Source organism: Aminobacter sp. Y103A (genome assembly GCF_030294925.1).
Classification (GTDB): Bacteria; Pseudomonadota; Alphaproteobacteria; order Rhizobiales; family Rhizobiaceae; genus Aminobacter; species Aminobacter ciceronei.
In genome coordinates this window covers 5,113,162-5,127,865 of the sequence record NZ_AP017986.1, presented here as the reverse complement: position 1 = coordinate 5,127,865, position 14,704 = coordinate 5,113,162, and the positions used below count along the sequence as shown (strand labels likewise).

11 protein-coding genes and 1 pseudogene are annotated in these 14,704 nt (G+C 62.8%); 2 read left to right on the top strand and 10 right to left on the bottom strand.

From position 1 onward, the window contains the following. Positions 1 to 249 precede the first annotated feature (249 nt). Positions 250 to 1,023, top strand: a complete 774-nt coding sequence (locus tag Amn_RS25195) for a Stf0 family sulfotransferase (RefSeq protein ID WP_286293034.1) — start codon at positions 250 to 252, stop codon at positions 1,021 to 1,023. Between the two features lie 106 nt (positions 1,024 to 1,129). Here Amn_RS25195 and Amn_RS25190 read toward each other — a convergent pair whose 3' ends face one another. The 3 genes from Amn_RS25190 to glmM all read right to left on the bottom strand — a co-directional run bounded on the left by Amn_RS25190 (position 1,130) and on the right by glmM (position 4,377). Continuing rightward, positions 1,130 to 1,825, bottom strand: a complete 696-nt coding sequence (locus tag Amn_RS25190) for an outer membrane protein (RefSeq protein WP_286293032.1) — start codon at positions 1,823 to 1,825, stop codon at positions 1,130 to 1,132. A gap of 190 nt (positions 1,826 to 2,015) precedes the next feature. Next, complete coding sequence (locus tag Amn_RS25185) at positions 2,016 to 2,798, bottom strand: outer membrane protein (protein WP_067956769.1); 783 nt, start codon at positions 2,796 to 2,798, stop codon at positions 2,016 to 2,018. 226 nt (positions 2,799 to 3,024) lie between these two features. Next, positions 3,025 to 4,377 (bottom strand): phosphoglucosamine mutase, encoded by a 1,353-nt coding sequence (glmM, locus tag Amn_RS25180; RefSeq protein ID WP_067956772.1) that lies wholly within the window; start codon positions 4,375 to 4,377, stop codon positions 3,025 to 3,027. Positions 4,378 to 4,726: 349 nt separating this feature from the next. Between glmM and Amn_RS25175 the strand changes: the two genes are divergently transcribed. Continuing rightward, positions 4,727 to 5,359: a LysE family translocator gene (locus Amn_RS25175; protein ID WP_286293026.1), complete on the top strand. Its 633-nt coding sequence runs from the start codon at positions 4,727 to 4,729 to the stop codon at positions 5,357 to 5,359. A gap of 79 nt (positions 5,360 to 5,438) precedes the next feature. Here Amn_RS25175 and Amn_RS25170 read toward each other — a convergent pair. From Amn_RS25170 to tolA, 7 genes and pseudogenes are all read right to left on the bottom strand, one after another. Beyond that, positions 5,439 to 6,464 (bottom strand): annotated as a pseudogene (locus Amn_RS25170) (serine hydrolase domain-containing protein). A 341-nt stretch (positions 6,465 to 6,805) separates the two neighbouring features. Then, complete coding sequence (gene ftsH / locus Amn_RS25165; RefSeq protein WP_067956781.1) at positions 6,806 to 8,740, bottom strand: ATP-dependent zinc metalloprotease FtsH; 1,935 nt, start codon at positions 8,738 to 8,740, stop codon at positions 6,806 to 6,808. Between the two features lie 110 nt (positions 8,741 to 8,850). Then, positions 8,851 to 10,203, bottom strand: a complete 1,353-nt coding sequence (gene tilS, locus Amn_RS25160; RefSeq protein ID WP_246787032.1) for a tRNA lysidine(34) synthetase TilS — start codon at positions 10,201 to 10,203, stop codon at positions 8,851 to 8,853. Continuing rightward, on the bottom strand, positions 10,197 to 11,249 hold the full coding sequence (gene ybgF / locus Amn_RS25155) for a tol-pal system protein YbgF (protein WP_067956784.1): 1,053 nt from the start codon (positions 11,247 to 11,249) through the stop codon (positions 10,197 to 10,199). Before ybgF ends, tilS begins: the two co-directional genes overlap by 7 nt. 159 nt (positions 11,250 to 11,408) lie before the next feature. Further along, positions 11,409 to 11,918, bottom strand: coding sequence for a peptidoglycan-associated lipoprotein Pal (gene pal, locus Amn_RS25150; RefSeq protein ID WP_067956787.1), 510 nt, complete (start codon positions 11,916 to 11,918; stop codon positions 11,409 to 11,411). Between the two features lie 356 nt (positions 11,919 to 12,274). Next, on the bottom strand, positions 12,275 to 13,591 hold the full coding sequence (tolB, locus tag Amn_RS25145) for a Tol-Pal system beta propeller repeat protein TolB (RefSeq protein ID WP_067956791.1): 1,317 nt from the start codon (positions 13,589 to 13,591) through the stop codon (positions 12,275 to 12,277). A gap of 38 nt (positions 13,592 to 13,629) precedes the next feature. After that, on the bottom strand, positions 13,630 to 14,700 hold the full coding sequence (tolA, locus tag Amn_RS25140; RefSeq protein WP_067956794.1) for a cell envelope integrity protein TolA: 1,071 nt from the start codon (positions 14,698 to 14,700) through the stop codon (positions 13,630 to 13,632). Positions 14,701 to 14,704 lie beyond the last annotated feature (4 nt).

Genomic DNA, 14,704 nt, shown 5'->3' with positions numbered 1-14,704 from the left:
AATAGATTTGCGTTGAAGCACTATCCGATCAGAGAATCCATTTGGCTGGTCTCCATGAACGCCTCAATCATGGAGGCTTAGCCATGCGCTCAATTCGACTGTGGTGCGTCGCCTGCTGTGGAAGGCGCATCATGGTGTTCGCTTGGGTGCTCAAAACACGATCGCTTCCGTTGAAACTGTATTGATCAGTGCTAATGAAGAGACTAGCGAATGATAATGAAACAGAGCGGAGCGGGATGAAGTCAAATGATGAATGAGCGACTGGCCGCGCTGGGCGAGCATGAGCGGGCCATTCGTCGGACATTTGATGGTCGCATGAATTACAGTGGCGGTGTGCTTTTCCCCACTCTTTACATCGTCGCGTTCACCAACAGGTCCGGGTCAAATCTGGTTTCCGAACACATCCGCTCCACCGGACTGTTCAGTGGCCTGTATGAGCATCTCAATTTTGACACTGTCGAGTTGGTCTCAAAGGACATAGGCTCCACGTCGTTTCCCGATCACATCATGAAGATCGTGGACATTGAGCGCCTGCCCGGGACGGCTTATGGTTTCAAAGCGTCCTGGGATCAACTGGCAATGCTGCTGAGGTCTGGCATTGACAAGATGTTCAACGGTGTACGCGTGGTACATGCGACCCGCCGAGGCCTGGTCGAACAAGCTGTATCCTTTTCAATAGCCGATCAAACAAAGCGCTGGTTCAGCACTCAGTCTGATACGCCGAATGCGAGCAGCGAGTTTCGATACGAGGATATCGAGGCGAGGGTCGCCGGCATTGCAGAGGCAAACCAGATGATCGCCTATCTTTGCAGCCTCTTCGAATTGCCCAGGCTTCCCATCGTCTATGAGGAATTTTCGTGCAATCCAGTGCCGGATATCAGGCGGTTCGGAAATTTCGCCGGAATTGACCTTTCGATCTGGGCGCCGGACAGAACTGAGCTGCAGAAACAGGCAGATCACACGAACGAAGAGTTCGTTCGTCTCTTTCGTGAGCGCTCGAGACCTCGGGTTTTGGCAAGTTAGGCACACCCGCATCTGCAAGACTGCGGACGCGGACCTCTGAGTCCACAGCCCAGATGCAAACGGCGGGCCTCTGCCCGCCGCCATGTGATGCCGAGGGACCTCGCGGCTACCAAAGATCGTAGCGCAGGCCGACCTTGACCTGGTGGTAGTCGAGGCCCTTCTTGGTGGTGAGCGTGCTGAAATCCATGTATTCCAGATCGGGCGCGCTCAGATACTGGTAGCCGACGTCGATCGAGGTGTTCTGGGCGACGCGATATGCGACACCGGCGCCGACCGAGTATGCGACCTTGTATTGCGCGTCGCGGGCATAGAAGTCGAGTGTCGGGTCGACATCGTCGATGCTCACGCGCTGGCTTGAATAGATCAGGCCCAGGCCGGCGCCGACATAGGGGGTGAAGCCGGCGACGGTGCCGAGATCGGCATAGACATTTGCCATGCCGTTCCAGAAGCTGTTGTTCAGCGAGACGGTGGTGTCGACATCCGAAGCGCTGAAACTGTCGGTTCCCAGGAAGCCGACATTGAGCTCACCGCGCAGGAAATCACTGAAATGATAGCCAGCACCGATGCTGCCGGTGATGCTGGTGCTGTCGGATTCAACACCGAACAGCGTGAAGTCGTAGGGCGACTTGGTGATGTTGTAGCCGACGTCGCCGCGCAGGTACCAGCCGGAACCGACTTCGACCGGGACATATTCCGGGGCCTCGTCGATGGCGATTGGCGGGTCATAGTCGGCAGCGCCGGCTGCGAGTGGCCAAAGCATGGTCGCGGCCAGTGCCAGCGCTATGCGAGACGTCAAGGTCATGATCGCATTCTCCCGAAATGGCGCCAGATGTTGCCGATGAGCCCAGCAGCCGTTCAGCTCATCATTAACCATAGAGGTTAAGTCACAGTTAAGGATAACAGATGGTTAGCTGGTGTTTGCGGACGTCGCTGCAAAGAAAAACCGCCCGGCGAGCCGGGCGGTTTGGTGTCAGGGAAATCCGCTTGGACGGTTAGTTCAGCGAGTAGCGGACACCAAGCTTGAAGTCGTGCGAGGTGATGTCCTTGAACCGGATGCCGTCATTGGCAGGCGGGAAGGGGAAGGACGGGTCGACGTTCTTCAACTCACCGGTCTGGCCGTCGCCGAGATTGACGAAGCTGTAGCCGAGGTCGATGGTCATGCGCTCGGTGGCCTTGATGCCGAGACCGGCATGAAGTGCCCAGGCGAGATCCCAGCGCGACTTGTCGGCGGCATAAGCACCACCGCCCGTCTGCGGATTGGTGTCGGTGAAGCTGGAGATCGTGTTGCGCGACGCGCCGATACCCGCACCGACATATGGCGTGATGCCATAGAACGTGCCGACGTCGGCATAGGCGTTGGCCAGGAACAGCCATTCCGACTTTCTGCCGCGATAGTCGTTGGTTGTTACCGGATCACCGGGAGCCGTGGCCCTCAGCCAGTCCTGTGCGGTGAAGTCCGCCGCGCCGCGATACTCGGCGGTGATGTCGCCACGCAGAAAGTCGTTGAACTGATAGCCGACGCCGAGGCCGAAAGTCGGCGCCGAGCCGAAGCTGCCGTCATCGTACCAGCCATGTTCGAACGGGATGTCGAACAGCGGCGATTCCAGTCGCTTGATGCGCTGGTTGCTCATGCCGATGTGGCCGCGCAGGTACCAGCCGCCATAGGATGGCTGCTCGACCTCGATGATCGGCTCGGGCATGTCGGCGGCGAAAGCCGGCCCGGCGACCCCGACGAGCAGCGCGGCGAATAATGCGTTCCTTCCAATATTGAACATTGCCCATAACCCTATACTTGCGGACCCGCTACGCGCCCGACGTCACTAACCGGGATGGATAATGCTTGGTATAGGTTAAGGCCCGCTTAACCCTGGCGATTAACCATGTTTGCCTGCGCTCAATGGTTGCCGAGGTTGTGGCCTCAAGCTTTTGAACAACAAAAAAAAGCCCGCCAGAGGCGGACCGCCGGAGGCGGGCCTTTCAGTGTCTCTCAGATATCTTGGCTCAGGCGGCCGAGCGGCTTTCCGATATGACGCCGACGATGTCGTTGACCACGGTTTCGACCAGTTGCGGGTCGTCGCCTTCGGCCATCACGCGGATCAGGGGCTCGGTGCCCGACGGGCGGATCACCAGACGTCCGGTCTTGCCCAGCCGGTTGCGGCCGTCTTCGATCGCCGCCTTCACCAGTGTCTCCTCCAGCGGCTTGCCGCCGGAGAAGCGGACGTTCTTGAGCAACTGCGGCACCGGCTCGAAGGTGCGGCTGAGCTCGCTCATCGGCTTGTTGGAGCGCTTGATGCAGGCAAGCACCTGCAGCGCCGCCACCAGCCCGTCGCCCGTGGTCGAGTAGTCGGTCAAAACGATGTGGCCCGACTGCTCGCCGCCGATGTTCAGGCCATGCGCGCGCATGTGCTCGACGACATAGCGGTCGCCGACCTTGGTGCGATGCAGTTCGAGGTTGAGCTCGCCGAGATAGCGCTCCAGGCCGAGGTTCGACATCACGGTCGCCACGACGCCGCCGCCGGCGAGACGGCCGCTCTGCTGCCAGGATTGCGCGATCAGCGCCATGATCTGATCGCCGTCGACGACGGTGCCGTTTTCGTCGACGATGACGACGCGGTCGGCGTCGCCGTCAAGCGCGATGCCGATGTCGGCGCGAACCTCGTGGATCTTCTTTTGCAGGCCGGCCGGATGGGTCGAGCCGCATTCGGCGTTGATGTTGAAGCCGTTGGGCTCGACATTGATCGGGATCACCTCGGCGCCGAGTTCCCAAAGGGCGGCAGGCGCCACCTTGTAGGCTGCGCCGTTGGCGCAGTCGACGACGATGCGCAGGCCCGACAGAGACATCGAGCGCGGCAGGGTGCGCTTGGCGAATTCGATGTAGCGGTCATGCACGCCATCGACGCGCTTTGCCCGGCCGAGCCCGTCGGAATCGGCGAGCAGCGCCTCGACATCCTGGTCGAGCATCGCCTCAATGCGTTCCTCGATCTCGTCGGAGAGCTTGTAGCCGTCTGGGCCGAACAGCTTGATGCCGTTGTCGTGGTAGGGATTGTGCGATGCCGAGATCATCACGCCGATGTCGGCGCGCAGCGAACGCACAAGCATGGCGACAGCCGGCGTCGGGATCGGGCCGAGCAGGAACACGTCCATGCCGGCTGCGCACAGGCCCGACACCAGCGCGTTCTCGATCATGTAGCCCGACAGGCGCGTGTCTTTGCCAAGCACGACGCGGTGGCGGTGATTGCCGCGCTGGAACGACAGGCCGGCAGCCATGCCGACCTTCATCGCAACCTCAGCGGTCATCGGAAATTTGTTGGCCCGTCCGCGAATGCCGTCGGTGCCGAAATAGCGTCCAGCCATGTTAGCCTGTCCCCGTGGAGTCCACCCGCGCCTGCTTTGCCACAACGCGGGCCGACCAACGCATCACATTTGGTGATTTTATGTCACAAAAGCTTAGAAAAGGGTTGGGGTTTTTCGCGGCAGTCTCCCCGACTTGAAGGTGGGTTGGCCTTTCTCGGCCCCCTGATGCCAGGCTACAAACGTGGCGCGGCTCCAATTTGGGCAAACCGTTTGTTGGAGCCCGACAGGATCCATATCGCACTGGTTGCAGAAGTTGCTTGGCTGTCGGGCGCAGATGCAGAAGGCGCCACCTTGCCAATTCCTTGAATCCAGCTAGACAGGAACTCCGGCTCACTCGAAGGAACACGATATGCCGGGACTCTCCACACTCATGCTTTTTGCCGCCGCATCGGTGGTTCTGACCGCCACGCCCGGTCCTGACATGCTGCTCATCGCCTCGCGCAGCATCAGCCAGGGGCGCTCGGCGGGTTTCCTGACCTATCTCGGCATCGCGCTCGGCACCTATTGCCATGCGTTGGCCGCGGCCCTCGGGCTTTCGCAGCTGTTTGTGGCAGTGCCTGTCGCCTACGAGATCGTGCGCTGGGCGGGTTGCGCCTATCTGCTCTACCTTGCCTGGAAGACGCTGCGCTCCGAGACATCGGCCTTTGCGCCGGCGTCCGGTCTCAAGCGGTTCTCGTCAAGGCGCATCCTCGGCGCAGGGCTTGCCACCAACCTGCTCAACCCCAAGATGGCGTTGTTCGTGCTGGCGCTGTTTCCGCAGTTCATCCGTCCCGACACCGGATCGATGATCGTGCAGACGTTGGTGCTGGCGACCGTGCTCAACGGGATCGGCTTCATCGTCAACGGCTCGGTCATCCTGTTGAGCAGCCACCTGCGCCAGCGGGCAGGCGGATTGGTGCGGCTGGGCAGGCTGCCTCAATATTTCCTCGCCAGTGTCTTTGCCGGGCTGGCATGCCGGGTGGCGCTGGGCAGCCGAAACTGAGCATCGCCGGCTGCTGAACCGAAGATGCAAAACCGCCGCTGGGTGTCCTCAGCGGCGGCTCCCTGAGAACGCTATCGACTCACGTCGCAAGTTTCGCGCCGGCCAGTAGGTCGTCGATCACCGACGCCCGGAACGCGCCGCTCTTTAGAGTGCCATCGTTGTTCATGAGAAGTGCCGCCACGTGGTTCTGGTCCTCCGACAGCGCCACGATGTTGGAGGCGCCGTTGTCGCTGCCTGTGTGGCCGACGACTTTGCGGCTGGCACTTTCCTCTTCGGTCCAGCCGAGCCCTTGATAAGGGTAGATCTTCGGGTCGACCTGCCTGCGCAGCATTTCGGCGGATGCTCGCTGGGACAGGACGGCATTATGGCTTCCCCACAGCATGGCATGCAGCGACTTGACGAGGTCGCTCACCGAGCAGCGTAGCATTCCGGCCGGAACGTCGGGATAACCCTGCTGCGGCAGTTCGACGAACGTGCCGTCCTCGAAGCTGTAGGGCTTGGCAAGCACATCGCGCTGAAATTGCCTCAGATACCAATGGGCATTGCTGACGCCGATCGGGTCGAGAATGTTCTCCTTGACGTAAGCCGGGAAGCTCGTCCCGCTGATGCGTTCGACGACGTAGCCGGCGAGCGCAATGGCGACGTTGCTGTATTCCCACTTTGTGCCCGGCTCCGCCTGGAGGAAGGATGTCCCGGGTGCATAAGCGCTGCCGCCACTCACAAGATAGTTCCGCAGGAAGTCCGACAGGCTCTGCGTGGGATCGCCCGGGAAAGAAACGTCGCCATGGCCTTCGTCGAAAATGCTCGATGTGTGGGTCAAAAGGTGGTGCGGCGTGATCGGCAACTGTGGATGGCGCGGGTTGCGGACCTGAAAATCGATGAATCCGCTGACGTCGCCCTGCAGGTCAAGACCCTTGCGTTCGAACAGCTACACCAGGGCGGAAGCCGTGAAAAGCTTGCTTATGGACGCCAGGTGCATCGGGGTGTCGGTGGTGAGCTTTCGCTGCTGTTTCAGGTCGGCGAAGCCGAAGGCCTCGGCGAAGAGCGTGGTGTTTTCCCTGGATGCGATTACAACGGCCGCGCCCACGACGTTTGCCGCCTTCATCCGTGCAGCAATGCCGGCTGCGAAGTTGCGGCGCCAGTCTTCGAAAGACGGGTTCCTTGCGTCGACCGCAAAGGCCAAGGATCGCTGAGGGATGAGCATGCCGGTCAATCCCAGTTTGAGCAGTGAACGACGCGATGCGACCATAATCTGTTCCGCTTCGGTCTGCCGACTGGATGCGATTCGGATGCGTGCCCGAACATTGGCGGCAGCGTGCCGATGACCTCTGCGAAAACTTGGCGGAAACGGTCATCTGCTTGGAGGCAGTCTGCGACCGCCCAGAATGCAAAAACGCCGCCGAGTTTCCTCGACGGCGTTTTTCATTCAGTACCGCTGTCCGGGCCTCAGCTCGACGGCTGGGGTTCCATGCCGCCTTCGGGCTCCGAACCCTTCTTCTTGCCGCGGGTCGAACCGGCCTTCGGCACGGCCGAGCCGCGCGACGGCGGGGTGTCGTCACCCATGTCGCGGGCGGGCTTGCTGCCGGCGATCAACTGCTTGATCTCTTCGCCCGACAGCGTCTCGTATTCGAGCAGGCCTTCGGCGAGTGCGATCCAGTCCTTCTTCTTCTTGGTCAGGATGGTCCTGGCCGTCGAATAGGCCTCATCGATCAGACGGCGCACTTCGGCGTCGATGATCTGGGCAGTCTCTTCCGAGATGTTCTGGGTGCGGGCCACCGAGTGGCCGAGGAACACCTCTTCCTGGTTGTCGCCGTAAGCGACGTGGCCAAGCTTGTCGGAGAAGCCCCAGCGGGTGACCATGGCGCGCGCCAGCTTGGTCGCCTGCTCGATGTCGGAGGAGGCACCGGACGTGATGTTCTCCTTGCCGAACTTGAACTCCTCGGCAACGCGACCGCCCATCATGATCGCCAGACGCGAGATCATGTACTTGTAGCTCATCGAGTAGCGGTCGCCTTCCGGCAGCTGCATGACCATGCCCAATGCGCGGCCGCGTGGGATGATGGTCGCCTTGTGCAGCGGGTCGGCGGCCGGCACGTTGAGCGCCAGGATGGCGTGGCCGGATTCGTGATAGGCAGTCAGCTCTTTCTCGGCCTGGGTCATGGCCGAGGAGCGGCGCTCGGCGCCCATCATGATCTTGTCCTTGGCGTCCTCGAATTCCTGCATGGTGACCAGGCGCTTGTTGCGGCGCGCAGCCATCAGGGCGGATTCGTTGACCAGGTTCATCAGGTCGGCGCCGGAGAAGCCGGGGGTGCCGCGTGCGACCGTCTTGAGGTCGACATTGGGCGCCAACGGCACGTTGCGAACGTGAACCTTGAGGATCTTCTCGCGACCGACGATGTCCGGGTTCGGCACAACGACCTGGCGGTCGAAGCGGCCCGGACGCAGCAGCGCGGGATCGAGAACGTCGGGACGGTTGGTCGCGGCGATCAGGATGATCGACTCGTTGGCCTCGAAGCCGTCCATTTCGACCAGCAACTGGTTCAGCGTCTGCTCGCGTTCGTCGTTGCCACCGCCGAGGCCAGCGCCACGATGGCGGCCGACGGCGTCGATTTCGTCGATGAAGATGATGCAAGGCGCGTTCTTCTTGGCCTGCTCGAACATGTCGCGGACGCGGCTTGCACCGACGCCGACGAACATTTCGACGAAGTCAGAACCCGAGATGGTGAAAAACGGCACATTGGCTTCACCGGCGACCGAGCGGGCAAGCAGCGTCTTGCCGGTACCGGGAGGGCCGACGAGCAGCACGCCTCGCGGGATCTTGCCGCCGAGGCGCTGGAACTTCTGCGGGTCGCGCAGGAACTCGACGATCTCTTCCAGGTCTTCCTTGGCTTCGTCGACACCGGCGACATCGCCGAAGGTGACGCGGCCGTGTGCTTCGGTCAGAAGCTTGGCCTTGGACTTGCCGAAGCCCATGGCGCGGCCGGAACCCGACTGCATCTGGCGCATGAAGAAGATCCACACGCCGAGGATCAGGATCATCGGCAGCCAGGACAAGAGCACCGAGAAGATCGAGCCCGAACCGTCATTTTCAGGGCGGGCGTTGATGGTGACGTTCTTCTGCTCGAGGCGCGACACCAGCGTCGCGTCGCCCGGCGAGTAGGTCTGGAAGCCTGTCGAGTTGTCGATATAGGTACCGCTGATGCGGTCACCGGCAATCGTCACCGTCTTGACGCGGCCAGAGTCCAGATCCTGGAGGAACTGCGAATACGCCACTTCGCTCGACGCGCCGCGGGTCTGCGGGGTCTGGAACAGATTGAACAGGGCGATGAGCAGAACGGCTATGATCGCCCACAGCGCGAAGTTGCGATAGTTCGGATTCATCGAGTTTCCCGTTGGCGCCCACCAGGGGCGCGTATGGTGAGAGTAAGCTTGCCCCTAACATAGGCACGGCCTCGGACATTGCCAAGCGCGTCCCTAAGTCTCGGTTAAGGTCAAACAGCAATGTGACCACGGCATGGCGAGACCGGGATCGCTCGCCCGCCAATCAGTTCTGACACTGCCTGAGCCGGAGCCAGGTCGAAGCCGGGGAGGAAACGCGCCCAAGGGCCGGCCAGCGCGTCAGCATTTGTTAGAAATGCCAATCCCGCCAATCTTTCGCCGCGCCACAAGGCGGGCTCGGCCTGAAGTGCCGCCCGGACAAGACTTTGCGGTGCATTCACCTCCGACGCCATCGAGATGGCGGCCGTCAAACCGAGTGGTGCGACGGTCATTTCAGCCTGTCCTGGTTGTGGGGCCGCAATCCTGTAGCGGCCGTCCCACAGACCCGTCGCCAATGGCGTTGCCCGCGGCAATCCGCGTCCCTCGCGCAGCAGGAAAATGCCTGTGCTTCTGATGTCGACGAGCGCGCGCGACAATGTGGCGCGGGCCGGTTTTTTGTTAGCCGGCCCATCGGCGAGACGCTCCAGCAGGTCGCGGACGCGTGCCTCGTCAGGCAGATGCGGCACGCCGCCTGACACCGCAATCAACACACGTAGCGCGTAGGCCGCCGCATCGCTGTCAGGTGTCTCCGCGAAGGCCGGGTCGAGACGGTTCAGTCCCGGGCTGACGCGACTGGCATGGGTGGCGATCAGCGCTGCCGCACGCTCGCCCAGTTTGGTGCGCGCCGCGCCTGCCTGCCGGGCGTCGCTTAGGGCGGCCTCGATCCGCTGGATGCCATCGTTCTGCAGCGACAGCCGCATGCGTGGCCGCTCGTAGGCGTCATTGGTGTTGGTGGGGTCGTCGATCCAGCTGGTCCTGAGCGCCCTGAGCATGTCGCGCAGCCGCTCGCGGCGCTGCCCGAGCAGCGGGCGGACGATCCAGATGTCGCCGTCGAAAAGCGTGGCCGAGGCCATGCCGGCGGCACCGCGGCCCGTGCCGCGCGCGCTGCGCATCAGCACCGTCTCGGCCTGGTCGTCGGCGGTGTGACCGGTGACCAGGATCGTCGCACCCGCCTCGCGCGCTGCCTGGGCGAGCAGATCGTAGCGCGCATTGCGCGCGGCGGCTGCGATGCCGGTCGACGGCTTGTCGCCGGTCCAGTGCATCGTGCGATGGGCAATACCAAAGCGGGCGCAGAGCTGCCCAACCGCGTCGGCCTCGGCGTCCGAACCGGGGCGCAGCGCGTGGTCGACGGTCACCGCCTGCAAGCGCGTCGTCGGCGCGTGCCTGTCGAGATGGGATTTGAGAAGAAGGAGAAGCGCTGTCGAGTCGCTGCCGCCTGATGCCGCTGCGATGATCGTTGCGTGCGCGGCAAAGTCGAACTCGGAAAAGTCTGCAAAGAAGTCAGCGTCGATCGGCTGCGTCAGCACGCGGCGAGAGCCCGTTCCTGCTTGACCCGTTCCTTGATGGCGCCGGAGACGTCGGGATAGCGCTTGCCAATCTCGCCGAAGGTGGCGCAGGCAACATCGCGCTGCTTCAGGCCGACAAGCGAAACGCCGAGCTTGAGCATCATTTCAGGCGCCTTCTTGGACTTCGGATATTCCTTCGAGGCGTTGAGGAAAATCTCGGCAGCGTCGCGGTACTTCTTTTGGCCGAGAAGCGACTCGCCCAGCCAGAAGCGCGCATCGGCCGTCTTGGGATCGGCGGGAAAGCGCGAGATGTGATCGCGAAAACCCTGTTCGGCGGTGGTGTAGTCGCCCGAAAGCACGAACTGGTAGGAGTTACGGTAAAGCTCGTCCGGATCGTTGGTGTCGGGCAATGCGGCAACAGCGGTGCCATTGCTCTTCGGTTGCGCCGGTTGCGTTGCGGCAGGCGCGTGCGGTTGGGCCGGTGCAGCGACCTGCGGATTGGCGCTTTCCGAGACGACGTTGCCATTGGCATCGACGGTGATGGTGCCGAATGTCGTCGGCGGCGCGCCGGTGCCGCCACCGGCAACTGCACCGGGCTCACCGGTGCCGGAATCGGTGATTACGTCTTCGACGCTGTTTGCGCCTGGGGCGGGAGCGGTCGCCGTCTGGGCCGCGCCGGGTTGAGGCGCCGTGGGCGCCTCAACGATCGAGCTGTTGCTCTTGCCGGAGGCGTCGGACTTCTTCTGTCCGCCGCCCTCAAGCTCCTGGAAGCGGAACTCGTTGTCTTCCTGCATCTTCCGCATCTGCTCCTGCATCTGCAGGATCTGGAAGTTCAGCTCCTCGATGGAGCCGTTGAGCTTGCGGATTTCCTCCTCGAGCGCGGTGACGCGCGGATCGCCCGCCTGGGCGAGCTGGATCGGAACTTCGGTGCTCTCCGTCTTGCTGCCGAAAACACCCGGCAGGCCGATCTTGGGGAAGTCGATGCCAATGCCGTCGCGCGCGTGCGCTGCGGCCCCCGACAGAAGGAAGATGGCAAGTGTGCCACTCAGGATTGATCGAAAATGCATTAGCCTCTCGCCGTGGAAGAGAATTTGGTTGCTTCGCGCCGATGCGCTCTCGTCATTTATCAGGACCGGAGACTTCGGCCAAATTTTGTTTCGGACTGCCAGATAAGCAAAAGGCGGCCCGAAGACCGCCTTTCGTTTCACTCAGTGGCTTCGCGCAGCTCAGCTGCCGGCGCCCGACAGCGTCGTGACGGCGCGGCGGTTCTGCGACCAGCAGGAGATGTCGTCGCAAACCGCGACCGGACGTTCCTTGCCGTAGGAGATCGTCTTCAGGCGATTGGCGGCAACGCCCTGCGAGATCAGGTAGTCGCGGGCGGCAGCGGCGCGACGTGCGCCGAGAGCCAGGTTGTATTCGCGGGTGCCGCGTTCGTCGGCATGGCCTTCGACAACGACTGCGTACTGGCCGTACTTGTTCAGCCACTGCGCCTGGCGGCTCAGGATGCCCTGGGCGTCGGCACGAACCGACGAAGAGTCGGTGTCAAAGAAGATGCGGTCGCCGACATTGACGGTGAAGTCCTGCGACGAGCCCGGCGTTGCCGAGCCGGCGCCGCCGCCGAGGCCGAGATCGGCCGCGTTGTTCGGGGTCTTCTTCGAGGCGCAGCCGGCAATCGCCAGAGAGGCGATCAGGGCCACGACCACGGGGTTGGTTGCAAATTTTGCGATACGGCGCATCCCGCCTCTCCTTCGCATTCGAGTGATTTCGTTGAACATCCAGTAACCACGTTGGGGTTAACCGGCATTCAAGAAACGTGGTTAAAATATCGTTGCTGCTCGCTGTAGTGTCCCCGCATGCGGCAGCCGTCGAACATGCACTTCGCCGCGCACCGTAGGCGAAAATACGGCAGAAAGGCGGCGTCATTGGTCAATTGACGCCGCCTGGTCCATTCGTCGCGCCTTCACCGGAGAAGGTTAACAACGGGCCCCTGTGGCACTGCGTGTCAGCTGGGACGCGCAAAGGGCGCTGTCACACTTTGACACGGGTGACTGCCCCGTTGCGAAGTTCGAAACCGATCTTCGCGCCCGTGCACTTAGTCGAGCAGCGGCGACCAGGCCGGGTCGGAGGCAAAGCCCGAGGTCGGGATCGCCTGCTCGTTGCGGCCGGTGAGGTCGACCGAGTAGAGCTTGGGACCGCCGCCGCCGGGCTGGTCGCGGAAGAACATCACGACGCGGCCATTCGGCGCCCAGGTCGGGCCTTCCTGCTGGAATCCGGTCGACAGGATGCGCTCGCCCGAACCGTCGGTCTTCATGACGCCGATCTGGAACTGGCCGCCCGACTGCTTGGTGAAGGCGATCAGGTCGCCGCGCGGCGACCACACCGGGGTCGAGTAGCTGCCGCCGCCGAAGGAAACGCGGGTCTGGCCCGAGCCGTCGGCGCCCATGACGTAGATCTGTGGCTGGCCGCCACGGTCGGAGGTGAAGACCACCTTGGAACCGTCGGGCGAATAGGATGGCGAGGTGTCGATGGCGCTGGAGTTGGTCAGGCGCGTTGTGGTGCGGCTGCGCAGGTCCATCGAGAAGATGTTGGAATTGCCGTCGTCGCGCAGCAGGCTCATGATCACCTTCTGGCCGTCGGGTGAAAAGCGCGGCGCAAAGGTCATGCCGGGGAAGTTGCCGACGAGTTCGCGCTGGCCGGTCTCGATCTGCAGCAGGTAGACCTGCGGCTGACCGCTTTCGTAGGACATGTAGGTGATTTCCTGGCGCGTCGGCGAGAAGCGCGGGGTCATGGCGATCGAGCGGCCATCGGAGAGGTAGCGCACATTGGCGCCGTCCTGATCCATGATCGCGAGGCGCTTCTTGCGCGCGGTCTTGGCGCCCGACTCGTCGATGAACACGACGCGGGTGTCGAAGTAACCCTTCTCGCCGGTCAGGCGCTCATAAATGGCATCGGCGATGATGTGGGCGATGCGGCGCGAATTGGCCTTGTTGGCGAAGAACTGCTCGCCGGCAAGCTGCTGGCCGGCAAAGGTGTCCCACAGCCGGAACTCGGCCTTCAGCCTGCCGTCCGCTTCCTGGCTGACACGGCCGGTGACCAGCGCCTGGGCATTGATGACCTTCCAGTCCTCGAAGCGCGGTGCGACATCGGGGTTGGAGATCTTCTCGATGAAGGCGCCCTTGTCGATCGGGGCGAACAGGCCCGAGCGCTGCAGGTCGGCGGCGACGATGCCGGCGATCTCGGCACCCATCGCATCACCTGACAGGAAATCGGTGATGGCGATCGGCAGCGGCTCGACATTGCCCTTGTTGACGTCGATCTCGACCAGCGCGCGTGCGGGCAAGGTTGCAAACGCGGTCATGCCGCTCGCCATGGCGCCGATCAGAAGGATCGCTTTGATTACATGCTTCATTAGACAGGCCTCTTAGTTCCGGGTGAGCGTGTGGGCGCTCAGAACATTTCGCTCGGGTCGAAATTGACGATGACTTGGTCCCAGCCGCCGGCATATTTGTCAGCCGGCAGATTGTACGGAGCACACTGGAGGACCGCGCGGCGCGCCGACTCGGCTGCCGCCCGCTCGATGCCGGCCGAACCACCACCGGAGATGATCTCCGGCCGTCCCTCGACTTCGCCGCTAGGGGTGAGATTGAACTGAATGGAAACCTTGAGGTTGCCGCCGTCCATGGCGCCTGCCGGCACGTTCCAGCAACGCTGGACCTGACCGCGAAGGGCGTCCATCTCGCTCTGGCTCAGCTTGTTGCCGCCGGTGTCCTTCTTGCCGCCCAGCGACGCCTGTTCGGTGGAGCGCTTGGCGCCGCCGCCCGAAGGCTTCTGTTTGTTGAGAAGGGCCGCAACCTCGTCGGCGTTGAATTCCTTTTCTTCCGACTTCGGCTTGGACGAGGCCTGCTGGGTCTGCTTGTCTTCCTGCTTGCGCTCGGGCGTCTTGGCCGTCTGCGCCTGCGGAGGCTGCGGCTTGGCTTCGGGTGCCGGCGCATTCTCGGGCAGCTTGACGGCTTCCGCCTCGGCCTGGTCGTTGACGATGGTCTCGGCAACCGGGTCGGGCTTGACTTCCTGCTTGGGCTGAGGCTGCGGCGTCACTTCGGTCGCCGGTACCGGCACAGGCTTTGGCTCGGCCTGCTTCACCGGCTCGGGCTTGGGCTGCTCGACCGGTGTCGGCTTGGGCTCGGGCTTGGGCGAGGGCGGCGGTGCGGCTGCGACATCCACGTCCTTCTGCGTCGGCTCGGGCGTCGGCGGCTTGTCGCTGTCGGTCTTGTTGTCGCCGACATTCTGGGCGTCCGGCACGATATCGGGACGGCTTGTCGGCTTGGGCGCCGGCTTTTCGTTGGCCGGGGCCTTCTTGTCGCCCTTCTGGATCTGGGTGATCGATTCCACCGGCACGATGTCGACCGGGAACGCCTCGACGTCGGCGACTTCGAGGGCGCTGGGTGCCGACAGGGTGAACAGGCCGAAACCCAGCACCGCCGCATGCAAAACCACAGATGTCGTGATGCCGGTCTTCATTTTG

Coding starts and splice junctions, on each gene's coding strand:
- Amn_RS25185 (WP_067956769.1), bottom strand. CDS start 2,798: ATGTTCAATATTGGAAGGAACGCATTATTCGCCGCGCTGCTCGTCGGG.
- tolA (WP_067956794.1), bottom strand. CDS start 14,700: ATGAAGACCGGCATCACGACATCTGTGGTTTTGCATGCGGCGGTGCTG.
- tolB (WP_067956791.1), bottom strand. CDS start 13,591: ATGAAGCATGTAATCAAAGCGATCCTTCTGATCGGCGCCATGGCGAGC.
- Amn_RS25190 (WP_286293032.1), bottom strand. CDS start 1,825: ATGACCTTGACGTCTCGCATAGCGCTGGCACTGGCCGCGACCATGCTT.
- ybgF (WP_067956784.1), bottom strand. CDS start 11,249: ATGCATTTTCGATCAATCCTGAGTGGCACACTTGCCATCTTCCTTCTG.
- Amn_RS25175 (WP_286293026.1), top strand. CDS start 4,727: ATGCCGGGACTCTCCACACTCATGCTTTTTGCCGCCGCATCGGTGGTT.
- glmM (WP_067956772.1), bottom strand. CDS start 4,377: ATGGCTGGACGCTATTTCGGCACCGACGGCATTCGCGGACGGGCCAAC.
- ftsH (WP_067956781.1), bottom strand. CDS start 8,740: ATGAATCCGAACTATCGCAACTTCGCGCTGTGGGCGATCATAGCCGTT.
- Amn_RS25195 (WP_286293034.1), top strand. CDS start 250: ATGAATGAGCGACTGGCCGCGCTGGGCGAGCATGAGCGGGCCATTCGT.
- pal (WP_067956787.1), bottom strand. CDS start 11,918: ATGCGCCGTATCGCAAAATTTGCAACCAACCCCGTGGTCGTGGCCCTG.